The organism is Halorussus vallis (assembly GCF_024138165.1).
Taxonomy (GTDB): domain Archaea; phylum Halobacteriota; class Halobacteria; order Halobacteriales; family Haladaptataceae; genus Halorussus; species Halorussus vallis.
This window is the reverse complement of sequence record NZ_CP100002.1, coordinates 75,718-99,866: the sequence shown is the minus strand read 5'-3', so window position 1 is coordinate 99,866 and position 24,149 is coordinate 75,718. Positions and strand designations below refer to the sequence as shown.

19 protein-coding genes are annotated in these 24,149 nt (G+C 67.6%); 12 read left to right on the top strand and 7 right to left on the bottom strand.

Translation table 11 applies throughout. From position 1 onward, the window contains the following. Window positions 1-104: 104 nt before the first annotated feature. Window positions 105-2,492, bottom strand: a complete 2,388-nt coding sequence (locus tag NGM07_RS23075) for an oligosaccharide flippase family protein (RefSeq protein ID WP_253521578.1) — start codon at window positions 2,490-2,492, stop codon at window positions 105-107. Between the two features lie 287 nt (window positions 2,493-2,779). On the opposite strand from NGM07_RS23075, the gene NGM07_RS23070 reads away from it, so the two are divergent. After that, the gene (locus NGM07_RS23070; protein WP_253521575.1) at window positions 2,780-3,763 is read left to right on the top strand and encodes a glycosyltransferase family 2 protein; all 984 of its coding nucleotides are present in this window, start codon (window positions 2,780-2,782) and stop codon (window positions 3,761-3,763) included. 272 nt (window positions 3,764-4,035) lie between these two features. On the opposite strand, the gene NGM07_RS23065 is transcribed toward NGM07_RS23070, so the two are convergent. Further along, window positions 4,036-4,740: a helix-turn-helix domain-containing protein gene (locus tag NGM07_RS23065; RefSeq protein ID WP_253521573.1), complete on the bottom strand. Its 705-nt coding sequence runs from the start codon at window positions 4,738-4,740 to the stop codon at window positions 4,036-4,038. A 174-nt stretch (window positions 4,741-4,914) separates the two neighbouring features. On the opposite strand from NGM07_RS23065, the gene NGM07_RS23060 reads away from it, so the two are divergent. From NGM07_RS23060 to NGM07_RS23040, 5 genes are all read left to right on the top strand, one after another. Further along, the gene (locus NGM07_RS23060) at window positions 4,915-5,823 is read left to right on the top strand and encodes an ArsR/SmtB family transcription factor (protein ID WP_253521571.1); all 909 of its coding nucleotides are present in this window, start codon (window positions 4,915-4,917) and stop codon (window positions 5,821-5,823) included. Between the two features lie 118 nt (window positions 5,824-5,941). Next, window positions 5,942-6,859 (top strand): glycosyltransferase family 2 protein, encoded by a 918-nt coding sequence (locus NGM07_RS23055; protein ID WP_253521569.1) that lies wholly within the window; start codon window positions 5,942-5,944, stop codon window positions 6,857-6,859. A 136-nt stretch (window positions 6,860-6,995) separates the two neighbouring features. Continuing rightward, complete coding sequence (locus NGM07_RS23050; RefSeq protein ID WP_253521567.1) at window positions 6,996-8,768, top strand: aldehyde ferredoxin oxidoreductase family protein; 1,773 nt, start codon at window positions 6,996-6,998, stop codon at window positions 8,766-8,768. 99 nt (window positions 8,769-8,867) lie between these two features. Further along, a complete protein-coding gene (locus NGM07_RS23045) occupies window positions 8,868-9,275 on the top strand; it encodes a PPC domain-containing DNA-binding protein (RefSeq protein WP_253521565.1) in 408 nt (135 codons plus the stop codon). A 114-nt stretch (window positions 9,276-9,389) separates the two neighbouring features. Continuing rightward, window positions 9,390-10,109 carry a fumarylacetoacetate hydrolase family protein gene (locus NGM07_RS23040; RefSeq protein ID WP_253521562.1) on the top strand — a complete coding sequence of 240 codons (720 nt, stop codon included), beginning with the start codon at window positions 9,390-9,392 and terminating at the stop codon, window positions 10,107-10,109. Between the two features lie 29 nt (window positions 10,110-10,138). On the opposite strand, the gene NGM07_RS23035 is transcribed toward NGM07_RS23040, so the two are convergent. Continuing rightward, window positions 10,139-10,597 carry a universal stress protein gene (locus tag NGM07_RS23035; RefSeq protein ID WP_253521559.1) on the bottom strand — a complete coding sequence of 153 codons (459 nt, stop codon included), beginning with the start codon at window positions 10,595-10,597 and terminating at the stop codon, window positions 10,139-10,141. A gap of 296 nt (window positions 10,598-10,893) precedes the next feature. On the opposite strand from NGM07_RS23035, the gene rdfA reads away from it, so the two are divergent. Further along, window positions 10,894-11,511, top strand: a complete 618-nt coding sequence (gene rdfA / locus NGM07_RS23030; RefSeq protein WP_253521557.1) for a rod-determining factor RdfA — start codon at window positions 10,894-10,896, stop codon at window positions 11,509-11,511. Here rdfA and NGM07_RS23025 read toward each other — a convergent pair. Next, window positions 11,508-13,445: an archaea-specific SMC-related protein gene (locus tag NGM07_RS23025; protein WP_253521554.1), complete on the bottom strand. Its 1,938-nt coding sequence runs from the start codon at window positions 13,443-13,445 to the stop codon at window positions 11,508-11,510. The two genes, rdfA and NGM07_RS23025, sit on opposite strands and share 4 nt — an antisense overlap. A gap of 641 nt (window positions 13,446-14,086) precedes the next feature. Here NGM07_RS23025 and NGM07_RS23020 point away from each other — a divergent pair. Further along, window positions 14,087-14,842 carry an IclR family transcriptional regulator gene (locus NGM07_RS23020; RefSeq protein ID WP_253521551.1) on the top strand — a complete coding sequence of 252 codons (756 nt, stop codon included), beginning with the start codon at window positions 14,087-14,089 and terminating at the stop codon, window positions 14,840-14,842. A 162-nt stretch (window positions 14,843-15,004) separates the two neighbouring features. Here the strand turns inward: NGM07_RS23020 and NGM07_RS23015 are convergent, their stop codons facing one another. The 3 genes from NGM07_RS23015 to NGM07_RS23005 all read right to left on the bottom strand — a co-directional run bounded on the left by NGM07_RS23015 (window position 15,005) and on the right by NGM07_RS23005 (window position 18,337). After that, complete coding sequence (locus tag NGM07_RS23015) at window positions 15,005-15,784, bottom strand: SDR family NAD(P)-dependent oxidoreductase (RefSeq protein WP_253521548.1); 780 nt, start codon at window positions 15,782-15,784, stop codon at window positions 15,005-15,007. 181 nt (window positions 15,785-15,965) lie between these two features. Beyond that, window positions 15,966-17,339 (bottom strand): glucuronate isomerase, encoded by a 1,374-nt coding sequence (gene uxaC, locus NGM07_RS23010; RefSeq protein ID WP_253521546.1) that lies wholly within the window; start codon window positions 17,337-17,339, stop codon window positions 15,966-15,968. Between the two features lie 41 nt (window positions 17,340-17,380). Further along, entirely contained in the window at window positions 17,381-18,337 is a 957-nt protein-coding gene (locus NGM07_RS23005; RefSeq protein ID WP_253521543.1) for a mannonate dehydratase, read from the bottom strand. Window positions 18,338-18,613: 276 nt separating this feature from the next. Here NGM07_RS23005 and NGM07_RS23000 point away from each other — a divergent pair, with 276 nt between their 5' ends. From NGM07_RS23000 to NGM07_RS22985, 4 genes are all read left to right on the top strand, one after another. Further along, window positions 18,614-20,689 (top strand): endo-1,4-beta-xylanase, encoded by a 2,076-nt coding sequence (locus NGM07_RS23000; protein WP_253521540.1) that lies wholly within the window; start codon window positions 18,614-18,616, stop codon window positions 20,687-20,689. A gap of 156 nt (window positions 20,690-20,845) precedes the next feature. Beyond that, window positions 20,846-21,862 (top strand): GDSL-type esterase/lipase family protein, encoded by a 1,017-nt coding sequence (locus NGM07_RS22995; RefSeq protein WP_253521537.1) that lies wholly within the window; start codon window positions 20,846-20,848, stop codon window positions 21,860-21,862. 128 nt (window positions 21,863-21,990) lie between these two features. Then, window positions 21,991-22,662 (top strand): RraA family protein, encoded by a 672-nt coding sequence (locus NGM07_RS22990; RefSeq protein ID WP_253521534.1) that lies wholly within the window; start codon window positions 21,991-21,993, stop codon window positions 22,660-22,662. A gap of 102 nt (window positions 22,663-22,764) precedes the next feature. Next, complete coding sequence (locus NGM07_RS22985) at window positions 22,765-23,952, top strand: mandelate racemase/muconate lactonizing enzyme family protein (RefSeq protein WP_253521531.1); 1,188 nt, start codon at window positions 22,765-22,767, stop codon at window positions 23,950-23,952. Window positions 23,953-24,149 lie beyond the last annotated feature (197 nt).

Sequence of the window (24,149 nt, the reverse complement as noted above, 5' to 3'; positions counted from 1 at the left end):
CGGAAAAATGCCCAGCGAGACGACCGCGGCGATGCCGCGGTCGTCTCGGTAGTGACCAGAAATCGAAGACGAACAAACCGCGAAACAGACGTCTTATCGCCGCGTCACCGGATTCCGGCGACGAAGAGTGCCCCGCCGGCGGCCAGCATCGCGAACCGACCGTAGTCGGTCGCGGTGCCGTTCGTGGCGGTACCGTTGGTGGAGCCGCCCGCGCCCGAACCGCTCGTGGTGGTGGTGGTGGTCGTGGTATCCGTCGTCGTGGTCGTCGTAGTCGTTTCGGTGGTGGTAGTCGTGGTGGTGGTGGTGGTGGTCGTGGTCGTATCGGACGTCGTAGTCGTCGTTGTCGTAGTCGTCGTAGTTGTTGTCGTCTCGGTCGTCGTGTCGGCGGTCGTCGTCTCGGTGGTCGTCTCCGTCGTGGTTTCGGTCGTGGTCGTCTCGGTCGTGGTGGTCGGGTCGTCCGAACCGCCGTCGTTGCCGGAGTCGCCGCCGTCGTTATTTCCACCATCGTTTCCGCCGTCGGAGCCGCCGGAATCGCCGTCGCTCCCGCCGCCGGTGTTGCCGCCGTCACCGCCGCCGCCGGAACCGCCGTCGCTTCCGTCGTTCCCGCCGGACTGCCGTTCGGTCGTGGTTTCGGTGGTCGTGGCGTTCTTCGACCCGCCGCCTGCTCCATCGCCGCCGGAATCGCCGCTATCGCCGCCGCCACCGCCGTCGCCCGCCGGCTTCTCGGTCGTTCCGTCGTCGCCCTTGTCGCCGCCGTCGGCCTGCTGGTCGGTCGTCTCGGTGGTGTCGACCGGCGAGAGCGTCGTCCCGGGGCCGCTCGGCCCCGGTGCGTCGTCGGCCGGCCCGCCGACCATCGCGCCCAGCCCGCCGCTCAGCGAGACAACGAGGCCGGCCGCCAGCAGCGCCACGCCGGCGAACGCGAACACCGCCTGGACCTTGTTGTCGTCGGACTTGTTGTCCTCCCACGGGTCGTGGAACTGCCAGCGAAGCTTGGCGGCCTTCTGTCCCAGCGACCCCGGAAGCGAGGAAGTGACGTCCAGAATCTCGTCCCACTCGACCGCGCCTGTCAGTAGTGCCGCGATGGCGTAGACGACGAAGCCCACCGGCGGGACGACCGCCAGCGCGAGCAGCGTGCTCTGGATGGTCGTCGCCAGCAGGACGATGGGGACGCCGGCGAGCACGCCCGTCAGTCCGATGCGGAGCAGGCGGGCGTCCTCGAACGGGTGGAAACCGAGTCGCCGGGCGACCGCGACTTGGAACAGCGGCAGCGAGCCGTAACCGATGGAGGTGGCGATGGCGGCCCCGACGATCTCCAAGCGCGGGATGAGCAGCGCGTTCAGGCCGACGTTGAGGAGCGCGACCGCGCCGGTCGCCACCACCAGGGGTTTGAGGTCGCCCTTCGCCTGGCTGATGGAGAGGATGGGTCGCGCCACCGCGAAGCCGAGCGCACCCGGCAGGAGCAACAGCAGCGGCAGCACCGACGCCTGGAAGTCCTGGGGGTAGTAGAACGGGACGAACTTCCGGGCGAGCGCGCCGATGCCGATGGCGAGCAAGAGGGTCAACAGCAGGCCGTAGCGGGTCACCCGCGAGGCGATCTCGTTTATCTTCTCGACGCGGTCCTGAGCCCAGAGGTTCGAGGTCGACTGGACCATCACCGACTGGATGGCCTGGGGTGCGAACCAGAGGAACTCCGCGAGCACCAGCGCCGCCTTGTAGTAGCCCACCTGGTCCTTGCCGACGTTCATCCCGAGCATGATGATGTCGACGTGATAGAGCGACGTGAGCAGGAACATGTAGACGATGGAGAGGTTGTTGAACCCCAGCAGCTTCCGCCGCGGGAAGTCCTTCGGGGTGCGCCGGAAGATGTACGACAGCTTCAGGTGGCGCGAGGCGAACCACAGCGCCGCGCCGATGGTCGCCGCCCAGCCGATGACGCGACCGAGCAACACCCCTTTGACGCCCATGTCGAATATCCACGGTCCGGCCAGCAGGATGGCGACCACGGCGTAGATGAGCGTGAAGGAAACCTTGATGGGCTGGGCGACGTGCTCCAGTTTCAGCCCCATCAGCGACCGCCGGACGTAGTTGCTGAACTGCGCGAGTGGCACCATCAACGCCAGCAGGTAGAAGTACGGTGTGAGCTCCTTGTCGGGGAACAGCGCCGCGACGACGCCGTACTCGGCGGCCGCCCAGAACGCGACCGCGCCGACCAGCGCGAACAGCGTCGCCAGCCGGAAGTAGAAGCCGAAGACGTGGCTCTTCCAGTTCTCGCCGTCGCGCTCCTCGGCGATGTACTTGCGCGAACCGCCGTTGATGCCCGAACTGAACAGAATCATCGAGAGGCTGAACACCGACAGCAGGGTGGCGTAGGTGCCGTACTGGTCGGCCCCCAGCAGGCGGACGACGACCGGCGTGATGACCGCCAGCGACAGCAGGGTCGCGACCTTCGCCAGCGCCACCGACACGAACGCCGTCACCATGTTGCGCTTCACCGCGGCTCACCTCCCGACGGTCGGCCGGCCGGTCGACCTGACAGCCGCTCCGCCGGCCGGTCCGGCCGGCGCTCGCCGACCGGGAACCGCCTACCGACCGGCGCCGGCGATACGCCGGCACCGGTCGGCCTCGTAGACGTGCGAGTCGCGTACATTCGTTGTGAGCCTCTAGTCACCCAGCGGTCTTTCTTATAAGCGGGCTAAACGTTCTGGTCGGCCCGTTTCGGCCGGCCGGCGCGGCTTACCGACTCGATAATAAAGCCCCCGACGCCCGAACCTCCGCGGAAATGACTCGCGTCAGCGTCATCGTTCCGACCTACGACCGGGCCGACGTCCTCCCCCGGGCCATCGACAGCGTCCTCGCCCAGACCGTCGAGGACCTCGAACTCCTCGTCGTCGACGATGCCTCCACCGACGAGACGCCCGAACTCGTCGCCGACTACGACGACCGGGTGACGCTCCTCCGCCACGACGAGAACCGCGGGGCCTGCGCGGCCCGAAACACCGGCATCGAGGCCGCAGAGGGAGATTACGTCGCGTTCCTCGACTCCGACGACGTCTGGCACGAGGCGAAACTCGAACGCCAACTCGACCGCCTCGTCCAGGAGGACGACTGGGTGGCGGCCTACTGCGACTACGAGCGCGAGTTGCCGGGCGCCGGCGGTACCTTCGAGGAGGTCGTCGCCGCGCTCCTCGGCAACGAGGAGGACAAGCACAAGGAGGGCGGCCGGGAACTCATCGGCGACGTGCTGGCCGATACCCTCGTGACCTGCGCGGGGTCGACGCTCGTCGTCGAGCGCGCGGTCGCCGAGGAGATCGGGGGCTTCGACGTGACCCTCGACCGGTTCCAGGACCCCGAGTTCGTCGTCCGCGTGCTGGAGGCTGGGAAACTGGCGTACGTCGACGAGACGCTCGTCACCCTTTACGGCACTGGGTCGCCCGCTCCTGAGGTCATCCGCCGGGCCGACGAGCAGTACCTCGCCAAGCACGCCGACCTGATCGAGGAGTTCGAGGAACGGGGCCACGACGTCCGGGCGACCCACGACCTCCTGCTCGCCAAGGAGTTCTACGCCGACGGCAAGCCGCTCGCCGGGACGCGCCACCTGCGCTCGGCGTCGGTCGAACCGAGCCAGTACCCCGGCGTGGCGTGGGCGGCGGTGTCTGGACTCCGCCGCGAGCGCGGGCCCGTCGCGACCGCGGCGGGCGCGTTCGTGCTCGCCGCGGCGTTCGCCGTCGGCTTGCTGGCGTTCGGCGCGGCCCGAAGACCGTAAGCGCCCGCGGCGATTCGACTCGCGGTTTCGACGCGTCGGCGCGGCCCGGAGCGATAACTTCGAGGACAGATACGGCCACCGCTCGTCATCTTGGTACTTCGGCAGTGGTGGTGGGATGCCAGCCCGGGGCCAATGAGCACCTTTGCGGTGCGTCCAATTCTGGAAACCCTATCGACATAAACTTTCGCCTTGATAGATACGTCTCGGCGATGATAGTCGTCGACTAGATGTTCGGGCGTCCGGCGGCGACCGAAATTCGGTCGCCGCCGGATTCACTCGGTTTCCGACTCGACCAGCGTCCGGCCGATGAGTTCGGCGGTCGCCCGGCGGAGTCGCTGGGAGACCGCCGACGGCGAGACGTCGAGTTTCTCGGCGAGTTCGTTCTGGGAGATGCCCCGCGGGATGTCGTAGTAGCCCTCCTCGAAGGCGGTGACCAGCATCTCGCGCTGGTCGTCGGACACCGTGGTCCGGTAGCCGAGTTCGGACGGTTCGGGGCTGTAGAGCTGTTTGAGCCGGAAGGTGACGTCCTCGGCCAGGCAGTACTCGCGGAACTCGACCAACATCTCCCGGGAGGGGATGCGCATCTGGACGTACCAGCCGCCGTTCTCGCTGTGGGTGTCGAGGACCCGGCCGCCCAGTTCCGCTATCTTATCCGTGAACTGCTTGGCGTCGGGCGCGAGGTCAACCCGGTAAACCCGGCGGTCGGGGAACGTGTCCACCCGGAGCGGGTCGGCGACCGTCGGGTCTTCGAGCAGCGCCGCCTCGAACGCCTCGAAGTCGTCGCCGACCGCCGAAAGGAACAGTCGGTGACTGCCGGAACTGATATCGGACTGGTACTCCGGGCGGACGGTCACCTCGGGCACCGCCGTGATGGTGTGGCTCAAAACCAGGTCAGGATGGCGGAGGTGGACCTCCGCGACCAGCACGCCGTCGCGGGACGACTCCGACTCCTGAACGGGGACCTTACCCGGATTCATGCTCTCCTCGCGGTCGGCGACACAGACTTCGCGTGCGAGCCGAACGACCGGAATATCGCCGCGACCGGGTTTTACTATCGGGTGCGTAGCCCCGATTTATCCACCGTCTAAGGGGCCGACGTCGCCCTCGCGCGATGAGAAACGGCTATACCCGGGCGAACGCTCCTCTAGAGAATGTCCTCGCGGAACCCCGACTCCGACGCACCGACCCGAGTCCCGGCGGCGTCCGAGGAGTTGTTCTCGGCGCTCGCGAACGAAACCCGCATCGCCGTCTTGTTCGCGCTGGCCGAGGCCGAGCGCGACGTCGGGTCGCCGGCGCCGTTCTCGGAGATCTATCGCCGGGTCGATATCCGGGACAGCGGGAAGTTTAACTACCACCTAAAGGCGCTCTGCGGCAACTTCGTCCGGCGTTCCGAGGAGGGGTACGCGCTCCAGTACGTCGGCCGACAGGTGTACCGAGCCATCAAGGCCGGCCGGTTCCGCGGCGACTACGATGTCGCCCCGGAGACGATAGACAGTCGGTGTCCCAACTGCGACGCCCGACTCGTCGCGTCGTACGACGGCGGCCGGTTCACCGTCGCGTGCGACGACTGCGATTCCCCGTGGGCGATGGTCGACCTCCCGCCCGGCGTCGTGATGGACCGGGACGTCGAGGCGGTGGTCCGGACGGCCGACCGCCGGATGCGCCGGAGCATGGCGCTCGCCGCCGACGGCATCTGCCCGAACTGTAGCGGGCGGATGACCGCGAGCCTCACCGACCGGGCCGACGGCCTCCCCACTCGGCTCTCGGTCGACCACGTCTGCGAACACTGCGAACAGCTGATTCTCACGACGTCCATCGGGGAGTTACTGCTCTCGCACCCCGCGGTGGTGGCGTTCTGCTACGACCGCGGCGTCGACCTGTCCGACCGGCCGTTCTGGGAGATCGAGTTCTGCGCCAGCGACGACGCCGTCTCGGTACGCTCGGAGGACCCGTGGCGAGCGACCCTCGAAGTGTCCGCCGGCGATGAGGTCCTGGCGCTGATGCTCGACGACGCGTTCGACCCCGTCGAGACGGACGTTCGCGCCGACGCCGGGCCGTGAGGCGAGTCGCGGAACGCGTCGCGTTCGCTTCGAAAGGGCCGTCTCCGGCGCTCGACTGTCGACGCGGCATACCTGTCGCGGCGTCGAATTTTTGGCCCCCCGCCGAGAAGCCCTCGGCGTGACAGACGCCCCACCCACGAGCGTCCTCCTCCCGACGACCGCGTGGACGCCGGCGTGCGAGGCGGTCGCCGACCAACTTCGCCCGACGGACGAACTCCTCGTCGTCTGCGACACCGACGCGGACGGCGTCGCCGCCCGCGTCGACGAACTCCCCGGAAACGTCCGTCTCGTCGTCGCCGGCGAACCGACCGCGTGTTCGGGGAAGGCCAACGCCGTCGCGGCCGGGATGGACGCCGCGGCACACGACCGACTCGTCTGGACGGACGACGACTTCCACCACCCACCCGACTGGCTCGCCGACCTCAACGCCGCCTACGACCGACGCGGTCCCGTCACGGAACTGCCGTTCTTCGTCGGACGCGACCCGCTGTCGACGCTGCTCGAACCGGTGTACGCGCTCGGCGGGACCCTCGGCGTCTACGCGAGCGACAAGGCGTGGGCCGGCGCCGTGGCGTTCGAGCGCGACGACCTCGACGTCGAGGCGTTCCTGGACGACCTCCGGCGGACGGTGAGCGACGACGGCCTGCTGTCCGAGTACCTCGACGTGACGCCGCTCCGGCGGGTTCGGCGGGTCGAAGTCGGCGGCACGGTCCGCGAGACGCTCGAACGCCACGTCCGGTTCACCCAGATCGTCCGGTGGCACGACCCGTCGGGGCTGGCGTCCGGGGCGGTCGTCACGCTGGCGCTGGCGCTGTTCTGCTTGCTCGTCCCGCTCTACGCGTTCGGTGCGACGACGCTCCTGCTGGCGGGAGTCTACGCCTTTTTCGGCGTCCGCCGGTGGACGGCCCTGCTCGCGTATCCGGCGATACTCCTCCAGGTCCCGCTCACGACCTACGCGCTCGCCCGGCGAACCTTCGTCTGGGCCGGGCGGCGCTACCGCTGGGACGGCAAGTTCGACGTCTCGGTCGAAACGTGACGGGGGACGCAGTCGAGATGGGATGGGGCGGCCGAGACGCGACGGGGGACGCGGCGTCGCCGCATCGGCCAACGCCGCATCGGGTGACGCCGCGTCCCGCTGCCTTCTTACCCGCGAGCGGCGATACTTCTCGAACGTGACCCAGACACGAGACCGCGTCCTCCGGGTCGACCTCTCGACCGAAACCGTCCGCCGCGAACGCGTCCCGGAGCGGTGGCGGCGGCGCTTTCTGGGAGGCAAGGGTTTCGGCGCTCGATACCTGTACGAGGAACTCGAACCGGGCGCCGACCCGCTCGGACCGGCGAACGTGCTGGGGTTCGTGCTCGGCCCGCTCTCGGGATACCTCCCCGGCGAGACGCGGTACGCCGCGGTCACGAAGTCGCCGCTGACCGGCGGGTTCCTCGACTCGTACGCCGGCGGGCGGTTCCCCACCCGCCTCGCGGGCGCCCTCCGGGACTGCCTCGGCGTGTTCGTGACGGGACGCGCCGACGCGCCGGTCGCGATACGCATCGACACCGGCGACGCGTCGGTCGTCCCGGCCGACCACCTCGCGGGCCGCGACGCCGAGCGGACCGCCGACGCGTTTCCCGACGCGGCCGTCGCGTGCGTCGGTCCGGCGGGCGAGTCGGCGGTCAACTACGCCACCATCGCGTCCGACGGCGGCGACCATCACGCCGGCCGAGGCGGCGCCGGCGCCGTGATGGGCGCGAAGAATCTGAAGGCCGTCGCCGTCCGCGGCGACGAAATCGCCCCGACCGGGTCGCTCGAACGCCTCCGCGAGGAGTACGCCGAGACGTACCGGGAGCACGACACCGGTCGCTGGTTGGCCGCGGGCGCGACGCTCGAAAGTCTGGACTTCGCCGACGAAACCGGACTGCTCGCCGCCCGCGGGTGGCAGACCACGGCGTTCGACGGCAGCGAAGCCATCGGCGTCGAGGCCGCGAAGGAGCGCGCCGTCGAGCGCGAGCACCCCGACGGCGACCATCCCGGCGGGTTCCGCGTCGAAACCGACGCCGGCGAGACGGTGCCCCGCGGCGCCACCGCGATGACGCTGGGCGCGGGGCTCGGCATCGACGACTTCGACGACGTCGCGTCGCTCGGCGCGGTCTGCGACCGTCTCGGGATGGACGTGATAAGCGCGGGTAACGCCGTCGCCTGGGCGATTCGGGCCGCCGACGCCGGACACCTCGACCTCGACGTCTCGTTCGGCGACGCCGACGCGGCCGCGGCGCTGTTGGAACGAATCGCCGCCCGCGACGGGACGGTGGCCGACGCGTTGGCCGACGGCGTCGCCGTCGCCGCCGACCGGTACGGCGGCGAGGAGTTCGTGCCGACCGTGAAGTCGATGGCCGTGCCGTCCTACGACCCGCGGCGGGCCGGCAGCACGGCGCTGGCCTACGCGACCAGCGACCGCGGCGGCTGTCACCGCCGCGCGCGCCCGTTCGAGCGCGAGGTCTTCGAAGGCGAGTGGTCGCTCGAAAAGCAGGTCCGCGCGGTCGTGACCGCCCAGGACATCCGGTCGGCGCTCTGGAGTCTCCCGGCCGACGACTTCCTCGGCGAGACGTTCGACGACCTGGGCGCCGAGTGGCTGGAGGCGCTCGGCAGGGAGTACACGCCGACCGAGTTGTACCGACTCGGCGAACGGACCTGGACGCTCGTCCGCCTGTTCAACGTCCGAGAGGGGTTCGACAGGCGCGACGACGACCTCCCGGAACCCTTCCGGAAACCGCTCTCGACCGACCGCGGCCCCGGCGCTCGAATCGACCCCGCCGACTTCGAACGGGCGCTCGACCGGTACTACGCCGCCAGAGGCTGGGGGACGCACGGTCGCCCGATGGCCGAGACGCTCGCCCGACTCGACCTCGGCGACGTCGTCGACGACCGCACGCCGCTCGGCGAAACCGAGTAGAACCCCTCCGGCCGGACGGTTGTCCGGTCCTCGGCCGAGGATGTTGCTGGTATCGCCTCCGTTATCAAGCGCGGGACCGTCGTCGGAGGTGATTTCGATATGGACTCCGTACGAGAGGACGACCGGGTCGTCGTGCGTCTCGACCCCGGCGAGGACGTGCTGGAATCGCTCGCGACGGTGCGCGACGAGCGCGACATCGACCACGGATTCCTCGCGGGAATCGGCGCGGTCGACCGGGTCGTGCTCGGCCACTACGACGTCAAAGCGCAGGAGTACGACGAAGAGGAGTTCACGGGCCAGTTCGAGGTGACGAGTTTCCTCGGGAATATCGGGCCGGACAAGATTCACACCCACATCCAGGTGGCGACCGACTCGTTCGAGACGCTCGGCGGCCACTGCTCTGGGGCGACCGTCTCGGGTACCTTCGAGGTCGTGATCACCGAGGGCGAGACACCGCTCATCCACCGCCTCGACGAGCGGACCGGCCTCGACGTGTTCGACCTGTAGCCGGGCGTGCGGGCGTCCTCCTACAGTCTGGACATGGTGGGGATGGGCTCCTCCGGCGCGGAGGGGCGACGCGAATCCCCCACTCCTTTCTCCGTCGACCGTCAACGTCGCGGCATGCGACTTGCTCGCCTGCTTACGCCCGACGGCCCGGTTCGCGGCGAATACGAGAACGGCACGCTGTACGCCGAAGACGGCTCGTACGAGGTCGGTCGCCACGGTCGACTCCTCCCGCCGTGCGAGCCGTCGGCGGTCTACTGCGTCGGTCGGAACTACGCCGAGACGCTCGAGCAGATGGAGTACGAACGCCCGGACGAACCCGACTTCTTCATCAAACCGCCCGCGGCGCTGTTGGCCCACGAGCAGTCGATTCCGTACCCGTCGTTCACCGACGAACTCACGTACGCGGGGGAACTGGCGGCGGTCGTCGACAGGCGATGCCGTAACCTCGCGCCCGACGAGGTGGCCGACGCCGTCCGCGGCTACACCGTGATGAACGACGTCGACGCGCTCGACCAGCAGGGCCGAACCGCCCGGAAAGCGTTCGACGGCTCCGGGCCGCTCGGACCCTGGATCGAGACGGACGTCGACCCTTCGGACATCGAGATGCGGACCGACATCGACGGCGAGCGCCGCCAGGAAGCGTCGACCGAACTGATGCTGTTCGGCCCCGAGGAGATAGTCTCGTTCCTCTCGAAGCGGTTCACGCTTCGGCCCGGGGACGTGATCGCGTTCGGGAGTCCGGCGAACCCTGGACTCGTCGAACCCGGCGACGAAATCGAAATCACCTACGAGGGCGTCGGAACGCTCCGGAACACCGTCGCGGCGTCGGACTGACGGCCCCTCCGTCGACTCGACGCTCGGCGTTACTTCGTGGCGGTGGTGACGTAGCCGTCGAAGTTGAGGATGACCCGCTGTGCGAAGTCGCCGAAGATGGCCTTGCCGGTCGGCGAACGACTCCTGCCGACGATGAAGGCGTGGTCGCAGTCGTACTCGTCGCCGGCGGTGATGACGCGCCGTGCTCGCTCGTCCTCCTCGGCGACCGCGACGGCGACATCTAGCTCGACGTCGAGTCCGTCGAGGACCGCCTCGGCGACGTCCTCGGCGTCGCTCGCGGCACCCTGGATGATGGTGTCGCTGTCGTAGTTCGCGTTCTCGATTCTGCCGACCGTCTCGAGCGTTTCGAGGTCCTCCTCGTAGGATTCGGGGTCGAGGAACGCCAGCAAGAGCAGTTTCGCGTCGGCGGCGGCCGCGTACTCGCCCGCCTCGCGCAGTAGCGACCGGTGGGTCGGGGTATCTTCGACGACGACGATACCTTGGTTCATACCCTCACAGGCGTTCGAACCGGCATAAAACCACCGGAGCGACGGGTCGAGACGACTCGCGGCGCGGCGGAATCGCCGACGGACCGTCGGCGATTCCGCCGCGCCGTCACCAGTCGGTCCCACGTCCTCGCCCGTCGGTCCGCTCTCGGCTCACCGTCCGACCGGTCGTCGCTTGCTCCTCGTTGCCGGTTGCCCCTTTTGGTCGTCCGTTGGCGTCTCGCCGGCGGACGACCGGAAGGGGGCGACGTTCCACGGAGCGAGGGCCTTAAGTAGCTCTCGCCACCTCTGTCGATTAAATGGCGCGGCCAGCCGACGATGCTCCAACGACGAAGGTCGGACGGCTCCTCGAACGCTACGGACTCGGCGAGGAGTTCGGCGACCGACTGGAGGCCGCGTGGCTCGGCGAAAGCGTCGAGCGAAAGAGCCTGCGCGACCTGGCCGACGAGTTCAACCGCGAACTGCTCGGGGTGGCGATGGCGGAGGCGGGAATGTCGTCGCTCGACGGCGAGGTCGAGAACATCTACCGGTTGCTGACCGACGAGGAGGTCTCCAGCGGGATGCGGACCGACGCCCGGCGGCGACTCGACCGCAACGGCGTCGACGTCGAGTCCCTGGAGCGGGACTTCGTCTCCTACCAGGCGGTTCGGTCGTACCTGAAGGGCGTCCGGCAGGCGGAGTACGACGACTCGGCCGACGAGGACCGGGTCGAGAAGGTGGCGGAGAGCGTCCGGCGGTTGCAGTCCCGGACCGTCTCGGTCGCGGAAGGCAACCTCGACCAGTTGCGGAACGCCGGCGACCTCACGCTCGGTGACAGCCGCGTCCTCGTCGACCTCACCGTGCTCTGCGAGGATTGCGGCGACCAGTACTCCTACGACGAACTCCTCGAACGAGGCGGCTGCGACTGCGAGCGCTAGATCTCGGTGACCCGGTCGTACTCGTCGTCGAGCGCCTGGGCGTCCTCGGTCAGGAGCGCGACGACCAGATACGGCGCGAAGTCGGCGAAGTAGTCGATGAGCCCCGCGATACGCTCGGAGTCGATGGCTTCGAGCGAGTCGAGCAGCATGAACGGCACCTCCTCGTACAGTTCGTGGACGAGGTAGCCCGCCAGCGCGAAGATGAGGCCGGTCACCTCCCGCTCGCTCTCGGAGAGGTGGTCGACGGTGTCCTCGTAGGTCGCACCGCCGCTGGTCGTGCGCACTACGTGGAGTTCGAACTGGGTCCGTTCGACCTTGCGCCGGCCCTCGCGGACCTCCCGGTCGACGCGCTCGATCCAGATGCGGTCGATATTGCGGTACTCCAGGATGTCGAGGATGGCGGCCATGTGCTCGTTGAACTGCTCGACCGCCTCGCGCTCGACCTGGTCGATGCGGGTCCGCAGGTCGACGAGTTCGTCGGCGATCTCCTCGCGCCGGGTTTCGAGCGTCGACTCCTCGTCGAGTTGGTCCTCGATGACCTGTATCTCCTCGCCGATCGAGTCGAGTTCGGATTCGAGTTGGCCGAGTTCGAACTCCAGGTCGTTGGCCTCGCGGTGGCGTTCGAGCACCTCGTTCATCCCGTCGTCGGCGTCCTCGACCTCCGCTTCGAGCGACCGAATCTCCTCGCGGAGTTCGTCGGCCCGGTCCTTGTGCGCTTCGAGGCGGTGCTCGCGCTCGTCGATCTCGTCGTCGAGCCCCTCGATTCGGCGCTCGACCGACTCGCGGCGCTGGACGCGCTCGCGGCGCTCGCGACGCTCGGTCTGTAGCGACTCGATGTCGTCTTCGAGTTCGGAGACGGCCTCTATCTTCTCGGCCCGGCGCTCCTTGAGTTCGTCGAGCGTCGTCTCGATGTTCGACTGGTCGACGGTCGACCCGCAGGTCCAGCAGGTTACCCTGGTTTCGGGTTCGACCAGCTGGTCGGTCACCGAGCCGTCGTGCACTCTGGTGCCGCCGTCCTGCTGGAAGACCCGCTCGCCGTGCGAATCGAGCATCTCCTCGTTGAACGAGATGGCGCTCTGGAGCTGGCTGATGTCGGCGTCGAGTTGCTGCTTCTCGTCGCGGAGCTGCTGGAGGCGCTCGTCCACCTCGTCGTCCGGTTCGGGCGCGTCGGGCAGCGATTCGAGCTCCTGGCGTCGCTCCCGGAGCTCAGTCCGCAGCGAGTCGAGGCTCTCCTCTTCGGTGTCGATGTCGTACCGGACATCCTCGAGTTCCGAGCGCGTCTCGCGGAGTTCCTCGAGCGTCGAGTCGACCTCGTTCTCGGCGGCCTGCTCGACGTCGGCGTCGAGCGACTCGATTTCGGCCTCCTTCTCGGCCAACTCTTCGCGGGTTTCCTCGATCTGAGATTCGAGTTCGCCGCGGCGGCGTTCGAGTTCCGGCAGGTCGCGCTTGCGGTCCTCGATGTGTTCGAGTTGGGCGTCTATCTGGTCGCGTTCGCTCTTCAGCGACTCTATCTCGGCCTCTATCTCGTCGGTGTCGACGGGCCGCATGATGAGTTCGCGGAGGTCGTCGCCCCGGGCCACCGCCTGCCGGGCCTCGTTCCGTTCGAGCAGGAACGCGAAGAGGTCGGCCAGCGACGGGTCGTCGAGATAGCTGTCACCGGTTCGGACGACGCCGCCGCCGTCGCCCCGTTCGAGCGTCCGCCTGTAGGTTTCGTCGCCCATCTGCAGTTCGACGGCGCCCTCCTTGGCGTCCCCCTTGAGGCTCGTCTGCTCGCTCCCCATCGCGGTCATGATGGCCTGAAGGAACGAGGTGCGATTGGTCGCGTTCCGTCCCGAGAGGACGGTGACGCCGGGGGCCAACTCCACGTCGGTTTCGTCGATACCGCCCACGTTCTCCGCGTGGAGGACGGCGACGTCCTGACTCTCTTCGTCCATATGAACTACTACGGGAGCGATAGTATAACGATTTCCCTAGCTCGGCTTGGACATTGTTTACGTCTCTCGTTCCTAACCGTCGTTACTAACTGAATCGAGTATTTCCGGTGGACACGCGGACAACGCACCTCCGAAAAAGTCGACCAACGACCGCTTTACCGACGTTTCTCGGCGGCGGTGGCGGTCACTATCGCCGTCTCGCCCCGTCGATAACCGCTACGCTCCGTCTCCGCCGCGTTTCGGGACGAACGACCCTTCGAGAGTACCACCCAATGATATGCATTAGAGGAATAAACCCTATCTGCGGCTGGCGCGTTCGATAGATGCAGAATACGGTTGAAAGACGCCGGATTAGGCAGTTACGCTAACGACGGAAAATTGAACGTGAAGCAAAGAATATGGGTTCATTACTGAGGGTTATTCAGTGTATCGGCTGTTCCGGTGGTGACTCCTGCCTGTCGTTTGCCTCACCCACGCCGCTCGATTCGGGCCGGTAGCCGCGCCGATACGCTCGCAGTCGCCGGTTCGGACGACGGTAGCCGACGGCGGCCCGGTTCGCCGAATCGCCTCGGTAGTTTCGATCGCCGCTCGTTCTAATATCCAGAACGCTTATGACCCCCGGGCGCAAGAATTACCCAAACATGGAGGCGAAACACCCCGTCCGAACCACCGAGAAAACGCTCAGGCTGGTCGAAGCGCTGATGGAGCGGGGACCGTGTCGGGTGACCGACCTCTCGAATCACCTCGGCATGGGCAAGAGCACGGTCCACAACCACCTGACCACGCTCCGGGAACACGGGTACGTCGAGCAGGTCGACGAGGAGTACCGCCTCGGCCTGAAGTTCCTCGAAGTGGGCGGCCACACCCGCAAGTCCATGGAGATCTACCAGGTGGCCGAACCCGAGATCAAACTGCTCGCCGAGGAGACGGGCGAACTCGCCAACCTGCTGGTCGAGGAGCAGGGGATGGGCGTCTACCTGATGCGCGCCAAGGGCGAGAAGGCCGTCGACCTCGACACCTACGCCGGCCTCCGGGTGAACCTCCACACCACGGCGCTCGGAAAGGCCATCCTCGCCCACCTCCCCGAGGAGCGGGTCGCGGAGATAATCGACCGACGCGGCCTCGAACGCGAAACCTCCGAGAGCATCGGGACCGAGGAGGAACTGTTCGACGCGCTGGCCGACATCCGCGAGCGGGGCTACGCCATCGACGACGGGGAACGCCTGGAGGGACTGCGCTGTATCGCCGCTCCGGTGAAGTCCTCCTCGAACGAGGTTTTGGGGGCCGTCAGCGTCTCTGCGCCGGCCCGCCGGGTGAGCGACGAAGACCTCCACGGCGACCTGCCCGAGCGCGTGCTCAACGCGGCGAACGTCATCGAACTCAACGTCAACTACTGAGCCGTCCGTTCCGAATCTCTGAACGTCGGCCCAGCATTTCAGAACGCAGGATTCAGTTCCTCAGAACGCGTCTCCCGATTTCTCGAAACGGCGAGTCATCCAAAATTGGCGGGCGTCCGAACGCGACGGTCGTCGCGTTCAGACGCCCCGCCGTTTACTTCCCTACTGGTCGCCGCATCCCCAACCGTAGGCCTTCCACCCGCCGTCGGCGTGGAGCACCTCGCCCGTGACGAAGTTGTTCCGGCCGACCAGAAAGAGCGCACACTCGGCCATCTCCTCGACCGACCCGAACCGGCCGAGTGGCGTCCGGTCGCGGATGTCGTCGTCGGTGTAGCCGCCCGAGCCCTGGGTCTGGTCGGTGATCTCGGTCCAGATGTACCCCGGCGCGAGGGCGTTGACGGAGACGTCGTGCTCGGCCCACTCCACCGCGAGCGTCCTCGTGAGGTTGCTCACGCCCGCCTTCGACGCGCAGTAGGGCGACCGGAGGTGAAGCCCGCGACTGGCCATCAGCGAGGAGACGTTGAGGATGGCGCCGTCGCCGTCCTGGTCGATCATCTGCCGGCCGGCCACCTGACAGCCGATGAACGTCCCGACCAGGTTGACGTCGACGATTCGCCGCCACTCCTCGACGTCGAACTCCTCGGCCGGACCGAGGGTCGTGATGCCGGCGTTGTTCACCATCACGTCGAGTCGGCCGAACTCCTCGACGGTGGTTTCGACCAGCGCCTCCATCTCGTCCTCGTCGCTGACGTCGGCCGCGACGGCGATGGCGGTGCCGCCCTCGGACTCGATCGCCGCCGCGACTTCCTCGGCGCGGTCGGCCGACCGGGAGTTGACGACGACGTTCGCGCCCTCCGCGGCGAACTGCTCGGCGATCCCCTTTCCAATACCCTGGCTAGACCCGGTGACGATTGCGGTTTCTCCGCTGAGTCGTTCACCCATACGCGGTACAACCGAGGAAACTCACTTCACTTTGTCGGTGGCGGGGCGTCGCGACGTTGACCGCGACGCCCCGCGACGCCCTGCGCCGCCACATCCCGCCCCGACCGTCCTGGCCCGACCCGACCCGCCCGTCGTCGAACCGCCCGTCGTCGAACCGCCCGTCGTCGAACCGCCCTTTCGCTCAGAACCCGTACAGTTCTTTCGGCCGGTCGTAGGCGACGTGTTCGACGAGTCGCTCGGCGTGGTCGTAGGGCATCTGGCCCCGCTCGACCATCCGCCCGACGACGTTCGCGAGCGTCCGCCGGAACATCTCGAACCGCGAGCCGTAGGAGACGAGTTTGCGCGAGTCGCTGACCATGCCCGCGAAGTTCGAGAGTAGGTCGACCGACGCGACCCGCTCCAGTTGGTTCTCGATGCCGAACGGACTGTCGTTGAACCACCACGCGGGGCCGACGCTCACGTTGGGGTACGCCCGGGCCACCACCGTCGCGCTCGGGTAGTGGGTCGGGTCGAGCACGTAGAGGACGATCTCCATCTCGCCGTCGAAGCGGTCGAGGAAGTGATCGAGGTTGGCGACCAGGTCGACGTCCTGGGTCGAGACGTCGCCGCCGGCGTTCGGGCCGAGTTCGTCGTACAGCGACGCGCGGTAGTTCCGGACCGCGCCGACGTGCAATTGGGTTACCCACCCCGCCTCGCTGTTCAACTCGCCGACGAACTCCAGCAGGAACGCCCTGTAGTCCTCGACTTCGTCGGAGGCCAGATTCTCGCCTCGCCGGGCCTTCTCGTACACCGCGGCGGCCCGCTCTCGGCTGACGGGCTTGGAGATCGGGTCGGTCCCGGTGCCGATATCGCAGGCGACGCAGCCGCGGTCGACGAAGTAATCGTGGGTTTCCGCGAGCGCGTCCAAGAAGGCCGCGAAACCGCCGTCATCCACGTCGACGTCGGTCGCCTCGTCGAGTTCCGCGACGAACGTCGACCACGCCTCGGCGTCGATCTTCAGCGCGCGGTCGGGCCGCCACGTCGGCCGGACGTCGACGCCCTCGACCTCGTCCTCGGCGCGCTCGTGGTACGAGAGGTCGGACGTCGGGTCGTCGCTGCTGCAGAGCACCTCGACGTTCATGTCCCGGAGCACGCGCTGGGGTCGCATCTCCGGTTCGGCCAGTTGGCGCTTCGTCTCGGCCCATATCTCGTCGGCCGTTTCGGCGCTGACGGGTTCCTCGATGCCGAACCGGCGCCTGAGGTCGAGGTGGACCCACTCGTAGGTCGGGTTGCCCGCGAAGTCGGGGAACACCGCGGCCAGCGCGTCCCACTTCTCGCGGTTGGTCGCGTCGCCGGTTATCTTCTCCTCGGGGACGCCGCGCTTGCGCATCAGTTGCCAGACGTAGTGGTCGGTCGCGCCCTCGACCTCCCAGACGTCGCTCCACGGTTCGTTCTCGACGACCTCCGCGAGGTCGACGTGGTTGTGCGGGTCGACCACCGGCAGGTCCTCGATGGACCGGTAGAGCCGGGCGGCCGCGTCGGTGTCCAACAGGTATCGCTCGTCGATGAACCCCATGGTCGCAGTTGGCCGGACGCCGACAATAAAACTTCGGAGCCTTACCGGCCTTCGGCCCGCTCCAGCAGTCCCTTCATGTAGCCGATGGCGAACAGCCGTCCCGTGTCGGTGTAGCCGGCCATGGTCCCCTCCCGGTCCTCCTCGCCGGCCATCTTCGGGACGTGGTCGGGCCGAATCGGGCCGTCGAACCCGGCCTCGCGGTAGGCCTCCATCGCGGCGAGCATGTCGGTCTGGCCCTCCTCGTGCCAGGTTTCGACGAAGTGCTCGGCGGTCCCCTCCACGTCGCGGAAGTGGACGAAGTGGATGTCGTCGCCGAACTCCCGTATCGTCTCGGGCACGTCGGCGCCCATCGCCGAGAAGTTGCCCTGGCAGAACGTGAGCCCGTGGTTCGGGCTGTCGTGGAGGTCCAGGATTCGCCGGACGTTCTCGACGGAGGTCACGAGGCGGGGGACGCCCCGGACCGGCGATATCGGCGGGTCGTCGGGGTGGAGCGCGAGTTTCACGCCCGCCTCCTCCGCGACCGGGACGACCTCGTCGAGGAAGTACTCCAGGTTCTCCCACAGTTCCGCCTCGGTGACGTCGGCCGGGTGCGCGGGCGCGCGCTCGGACTGCTCGTGGTCGTATGCGGTCGTCCGGGAGTCGCCCCGGAGCGCGACGGCGTCGGAGGTTCGGAGCACGCCCACGGGGTTCTCGGTCCACACCCAGCAGTAGACGTCTATGCCGACCTCACCCATGTTCCTGAGTAACTGTTTGACCGTCGCTATCTCCTCGTCGCGGCCGTCTTCGCCGAGCACCGTCTTCGTCATCGGCGGGCGGTCCTCGACCACCTCGAGCGAGAGGCCGTGGTCGGCGAACCGGTTCTTGGTCCGCAACAGCGAGTCGTACGTCCACCACTCCTCTTCGCCCCAGAACCGGACGACGGCGGTCGAGAGTCCGAGCTGTTTGGCCATCGTCCACCGCCGGTCGGGTCGCGGCGGGAGCATCCACGTCGTGTCCATGCCACGGGGTTCGGAAAGCGGTGTCAAATAGGTTTTGTCACCCGCCGTCTCGGATTTCGCGGACGTCGGTTCCCCACGAGAGGCCGGCGCTCCGGCGACATCGTCGCCGGAGCGCCGGCCGCGCCCCAGTGCCGTCCTATCCCCAAAGCCTCGTTCGGGCTTGTTAGGTGTAAGCCCGAACCGAGAAATCGATAGTTCAATCGAACTCGGGGACTCAATTGTCAATATACACGACAAAATTAAGTGAGGAGACGTCTCACACTGTTACGGAGTCACATGTCAGACGATAGCTCCGACTACCAGCACAGGCGGCGGACGTTCCTCAAATCCATCGGCGCGGTCGGCGCGTCGGCGGCCGTCGGTCCGGCCGCGGCGGCGCGGGGGACGTCGGAATCGCTCGACGACTACCACCGGACGCTCCGGAACGACCTGACTGCTTCGAGCAGGCAACAGCGCCAACTTCCGCCGGGGTCGTACGTCTACGGCACGACCGAGGAGGCCGCGCTTGACGCGTTCTCGCTCCGAGGCGCGGGCGCGGAGACGACCGTCCCGGTCGACACCGACGCCGTGCCCATCACGAAAGCCGACCGGGTCCGCGTGCCGACCGCATGGGGTGACGACCACGAGGCGGACGACGATGACCGGGACGACGACCGTGGCGACCAAACGGACCCGTCGGCGTCGGCGTACGCCGGCGAGATCACCGACCGCTCGTTCGCCGAGGGCGACCTGCTGCTCGCCGTGGCGTACCTGCGCAGCGACGAGGACGCCGAGGTGAAAGCGCGGTTCGGCTACCGGTACACCGACGCCCGCGGGAACCCGGCGTTCGGCGAGAACTTCGTCCAGCGCAGCGCCCGCGTCGAACCCGGCGAGCGGTGGATGCGGTACTTCTTCCCCGTCGAGGTCGGCGCCGAACCCGACGGCTCGGACCTCGTTCCGGCGCTGGAGTTCCTGCCGGGTTCCGACGATTGGACCGTCGAGTTCGGCGGACTTGCGCTGTTCGACTACGGCGACGCCGACGTGTCGCTCGGGACGCTACCGCCGTACGACTACGAGGGCCGGGCCGAGGACGCCGAGTGGCGCCAGGCCGCCCGCGAGCGCATCGAGAAGGTTCGGAAGACCGACGTCGAGGTCGAGGTCCTGAACCCCGGCGGGAAGCCGATGGCGGACGCGACGGTCGAGGTCGAGATGACCGACCACGCGTTCGACTTCGGGAGCGCCGTCTCGGTCGGCCACATCACCGGCGACGGCGAGGACGACGAGACGTATCGGGAGACGTTCCGCGAGAACTTCAACAAGGCCACCGTCGAGAACGGGCTGAAATATCCCGCCTGGGAGGGCGAGTGGGACATCGACAACGACGCCACCCGGGCGACCCTCGACTGGTTCAACGAGCGGGACGTCCCGGTTCGGGGCCACTACCTGCTCTGGGAGCAGTTCGACACCGCGGGCGGCGGCGGGATGTCCATCGAGAACGCCGACTCACTCTCGGGCGACGAACTCCGGCGGCGCATCACCGAGAAGATACGGACCCACGCCACCGAATTCGCGGACGACGTCGTCGAGTGGGACATGCACAACCATCCCGTCTGGCAGTCCAACTTCCGGGACGACGACGGCGACGGCCTGGGCTGGGACGACGTCAGGCACTGGTGGGACGTCGCGAACGCGGCCACCGAGGACGGCCTGTACACCAACGAGATGGGCGTCGTCGGCGGCACCTGGCAGCAGGACGCGTACTACGACTACCTCACCCGACTGGTCGAGAACGACTATCCCGTCGACGGCATCGCGTTCATGGGCCACCACCAGCAGCAGTGGAACCAGATTCTCGACGTCGACACGCTGATTTCGAGCTTCGAGCGGTTCGCAGAGTTCGACCTCCCCCTGCTCGTCTCCGAGTTCGACATCCAGATATTCAGCCGACGGAACGCCCAGGACGTCGAACTCCAGCGCGACTACACCCGCGACTTCCTCACAGTCGCGTTCAGCCAGGCGGCCGTTGAGGGCGTCGTCTCGTGGGGCTTCTGGGCCGACGACCACTGGCGGCCGACGGGCGCCTACTACGACTCGGACTGGACGCTGCGGCCCCACGGCGAGACGTACCGCGACCTCGTCTTCGACGAGTGGTGGACCGACGAGACCGGCGAAACCGACGACAACGGCGTCTACGCCACCCGCGGCTTCAAGGGCGACTACCGAATCGCGGCCGAGAAGGGCGCGCTGTCGGGCGAAACCACCGTCACGATAGACGACGAAACCGACACGGTGACGGTCGAACTCGCGCCGGCGGGCAGGGACGAATCCCGCGGAGACGGGGAAGACGGCGAAGACGACGAGTCGAAGCGGTAGTTCCACGAGACGGTGGCCGGCGACGACTGAGTCCGGGCAGGCGACGACCGATGTCCGTAGAGTCCGACCCGCCTCCCTCGCCGGATGCGCCGGAAACCGCGAGAGTCCGCAGTGCAACAGAACTATATCGGGCCTCTCCGACTACCACGTATCCAGATGAAGTCGGAGAAGTATCCGTTCGTCTCGCTGCACAACGTCGCGGAAACGGTACCCGCCGACTGGACGACCGGCGGCGATCGGCTGTGTCGCGTCCCCGCCTCGGTCGGGGCCGAACTCAACGACGGGGCGCGCGAGCGGGTGCGGCACGCGACCGGTAGCGAAGTCCGGTTCGTCCCCGAGAGCGAGGACGGCGAGATCGAGATCACGTTGTCCGCGGCCGAGCGGACGCCGGTCCGGGTCTTCTGGGGCGCGTTCCAGTCCTGGGAACCCGTCGAGATCGATTCGACGCCAGAGACGCTCACCCTCTCCGTTCCTGATAGACTGAAGGACCTCAACGCGAGCGTAGACGTGGGACGCTTCGACCCGCGCGTTTGCCGAGTCCGGTTCGAGCGATTCGCCCCGGTGGCGCTTCACGATGTCGCCGGCGACTGCCGCCCGCCCGTCGCCGACGAACTCCCAGACCGGCGCTACCTCGCCTACGGCACCTCCATCACCGAAGGCGCCAAGTCCTCGGCGCCGCACCTGAGCTATGTCTCGCACGTCGCCCGAAACTGCGGGTTCGACGCGCTGAACCTCGGCTGTTCCGGTTCGGCGTACTGCGAATCGGCGATGGCGGAGTTCATCGCGGACCGCGACGACTGGGATGTCGCGACGCTCGCGCTCTCGGTCAACATGGCGAACGGGGCGTTCTCGCCGGCGGAGTTCCGAGAACGCGCGGACGCCTTCGTGAACACGGTCGCGGCCGCACACCCGGAGAAACCGGTCGCGTGCGTGACGCTGTTCCCCTACTTCGCGGACGCGACCACGACCGGTGATGCCGAGCACGCCGCCGCCTTCCGGGAGGCCTTGCGCTCCGTGGTCGCCGACTCCCCGCACGACAGCCTCTCGCTGGTGGAGGGCCCTGAGTTACTGCCGCCCTCGGAGTTGACCTGGGACGTTCTCCACCCGGGCGACGACGGGATGGCATCCATCGGGGACGGACTGGCCCGGCACCTCGAGACGGTGCTCGACTGATCGTCCCGGCGGTTCGGTGACCAACGACTCCGCAACAGATGGGGACCGCCCGCGGCGGTTCCCGTGCGAATCGCCGATTGCGATGGCTTTATTGGTAATCTGCGACTCGGTCCAGAGAGCGACGTCCAATGAGCCTCACCAGCGAACAGCGCCGCCGGCTACGGGAACTGCACAGCGCACTGATCAACGACGTCACCGACGAGATGGGGATCAACGACAACGTGATCCCCTGTACGCGAATCGAGTCCCTCTGGCGGCGCGACCCCGTCGTCGGGACCGCCCATCCCTCCCAGCGCGTCGAGATCGGTTACGAGGAGGAGGGGTCGGACGACGCGGAGGATTCGGACTTCTTCCGCTACCTCGAGGCGGTGGAGGACGGCGACTTCGTCGTCATGGCGGCCCCGACGGACACGGAGGTCGGACTCTGGGGAGAGTTGCTGAGCACGATCGTACAGGAGAACGGCGCCGTCGGTGCGCTCATCGACGGGCCGACCCGCGACTCGCGGATGATCGAGGACCACGAGTTCCCCGTGTGGGCGGACGGCCACAGCGCGATCGAGTCGTTCGGCCGGGTGAGCTTCAGAGAGTGGGACGTTCCCGTCGAAATCGACGGCGTGACCGTGAAGCCGGGTGACGTCGTGTTCGCCGACTACGAGTCCATCGTGGTCATCGACCCCGACGTCGTCGAAGAGGTCATCGAACGCGGCGAGGAGGAACTGGAAACCGAGAACGCGGTTCGACGCGACATCCGGGACGGCGACAGCGTCTTCGAGGTCTGGGACCGGTACGGCACGCTGTAGGCCGACTTCGCCGGGCGTCGCAGGCCCGCGTCGGTCTGGACCGGTCGTCGGCCCGTCGCCGGGAGGCGAAACGATTTACACGTAGGGTCGGTGGAAACGGATATGGTACCACGGAGCGACGTGCGCGACGTCGAGATTACGGACGTCCAGACGACTCGAATCGGGTCCACGTTCGAGTGGACGCTCGTCCGCGTGTACACCGACGCCGGCGTGACCGGGACGGGCGAGATGGTACTTGGGCCGAAGGCCGACGCCTACGTCGAACACGCGAAGGAACTCATCGTCGGGAAGAACCCGGTCGACATCGACGCCCGCTGTACGGAACTGTACGACGGACTCGCCTACCTCGGCGGGATGAACGGGGTGGGCGTGACGGCCGTCTCGGGAATCGACGTCGCGCTTCACGACCTCGCGGGCAAACTGCTCGACGTCCCAGCGTACCAACTGCTGGGGGGCAAGCACCGCGACGACGTCCGCGTCTACTGCGACGTGCACGCCGGCGAGCACCTCCACGAAACCGACGCGGACGACGGGGGCGCGTACGAGCCGTCCGCGTACGCGGCCGCGGCCGAGGCGGTCGTCGAGGAGGGGTACGACGCGATCAAGTTCGACCTCGACGGCTCGGGGAGACACGTGGGCGACCCGAAGAACAAGCACCTGAATGCGCGAGCGATAGATTTCCGCGCCGACATCGTCGAGGCGGTCACCGAGTCCGTCGGCGACCGCGCCGACGTCGCGTTCGACTGTCACTGGAGCTGGACCGGCGATACCGTCCGCCGGCTCACGTCGGCGATAGAACGCTACGACGTCTGGTGGCTCGAAGATACCGTCCCGCCGGAGAACCACGACGTCCAGACGTACGTCACGCACAACACGGACGTGACGATTGCGGCGGGCGAGAACGTCTACCGAGTCGAGGGCGCGCGCCGACTGATCGAGAACCACGGAATCGACGTGATTCACCCGGACGTCCCGAAGAACGGCGGGATGCTGGAGACGAAGAAGATCGCGGACATGGCGAAGGCCTACTACATCCCGCTCGCGCTGCACAACGTCGCCTCGCCGGTCGGCACGATGGCGAGCGCGCACGTCGCGGCCGCGGCGTCGAACTTCCTCGCGCTCGAGTTCCACGCCCGCGACGTGAATTGGTGGAGCGACGTGGTCACCGAGCGGATACTCGAATCGGGGCGCATCGAGGTACCCGACGAACCCGGACTGGGCGTCGAGGTCGACCTCGACGTCGTCTCCGGACATCTGCTGGAGGGGGAGACGCTCTTCGACGAGGAGTAGTGGCCGAGACGTCGATACGCCGTCGCGTTCGGGGGCAACTCGTATCTCGGAACTGAGACGCATCACCGGCCCGGTTCGGAGCCGTGGCGCCGGTCGAACCGGTTTCCGACAGGAGAACGTGTTCGAGCCTCATAAGACGGCGAGAGAGCACAGGAACGGTTTCGTTCAGCCGTCTAAATCCGTCTCATCACCAGGCG

Excerpts from the sequence above, each read along its gene's own strand:
- NGM07_RS23005 (WP_253521543.1), bottom strand. The coding sequence starts at position 18,337 with ATGGACACGACGTGGATGCTCCCGCCGCGACCCGACCGGCGGTGGACG.
- NGM07_RS23035 (WP_253521559.1), bottom strand. The coding sequence starts at position 10,597 with ATGAACCAAGGTATCGTCGTCGTCGAAGATACCCCGACCCACCGGTCG.
- NGM07_RS23040 (WP_253521562.1), top strand. The coding sequence starts at position 9,390 with ATGCGACTTGCTCGCCTGCTTACGCCCGACGGCCCGGTTCGCGGCGAA.
- NGM07_RS22990 (WP_253521534.1), top strand. The coding sequence starts at position 21,991 with ATGAGCCTCACCAGCGAACAGCGCCGCCGGCTACGGGAACTGCACAGC.
- NGM07_RS22985 (WP_253521531.1), top strand. The coding sequence starts at position 22,765 with ATGGTACCACGGAGCGACGTGCGCGACGTCGAGATTACGGACGTCCAG.
- NGM07_RS23000 (WP_253521540.1), top strand. The coding sequence starts at position 18,614 with ATGTCAGACGATAGCTCCGACTACCAGCACAGGCGGCGGACGTTCCTC.
- NGM07_RS23070 (WP_253521575.1), top strand. The coding sequence starts at position 2,780 with ATGACTCGCGTCAGCGTCATCGTTCCGACCTACGACCGGGCCGACGTC.
- NGM07_RS23020 (WP_253521551.1), top strand. The coding sequence starts at position 14,087 with ATGGAGGCGAAACACCCCGTCCGAACCACCGAGAAAACGCTCAGGCTG.
- NGM07_RS23045 (WP_253521565.1), top strand. The coding sequence starts at position 8,868 with ATGGACTCCGTACGAGAGGACGACCGGGTCGTCGTGCGTCTCGACCCC.
- NGM07_RS23065 (WP_253521573.1), bottom strand. The coding sequence starts at position 4,740 with ATGAATCCGGGTAAGGTCCCCGTTCAGGAGTCGGAGTCGTCCCGCGAC.
- NGM07_RS23015 (WP_253521548.1), bottom strand. The coding sequence starts at position 15,784 with ATGGGTGAACGACTCAGCGGAGAAACCGCAATCGTCACCGGGTCTAGC.
- uxaC (WP_253521546.1), bottom strand. The coding sequence starts at position 17,339 with ATGGGGTTCATCGACGAGCGATACCTGTTGGACACCGACGCGGCCGCC.
- NGM07_RS23025 (WP_253521554.1), bottom strand. The coding sequence starts at position 13,445 with ATGGACGAAGAGAGTCAGGACGTCGCCGTCCTCCACGCGGAGAACGTG.
- NGM07_RS23060 (WP_253521571.1), top strand. The coding sequence starts at position 4,915 with ATGTCCTCGCGGAACCCCGACTCCGACGCACCGACCCGAGTCCCGGCG.
- rdfA (WP_253521557.1), top strand. The coding sequence starts at position 10,894 with ATGGCGCGGCCAGCCGACGATGCTCCAACGACGAAGGTCGGACGGCTC.
- NGM07_RS22995 (WP_253521537.1), top strand. The coding sequence starts at position 20,846 with ATGAAGTCGGAGAAGTATCCGTTCGTCTCGCTGCACAACGTCGCGGAA.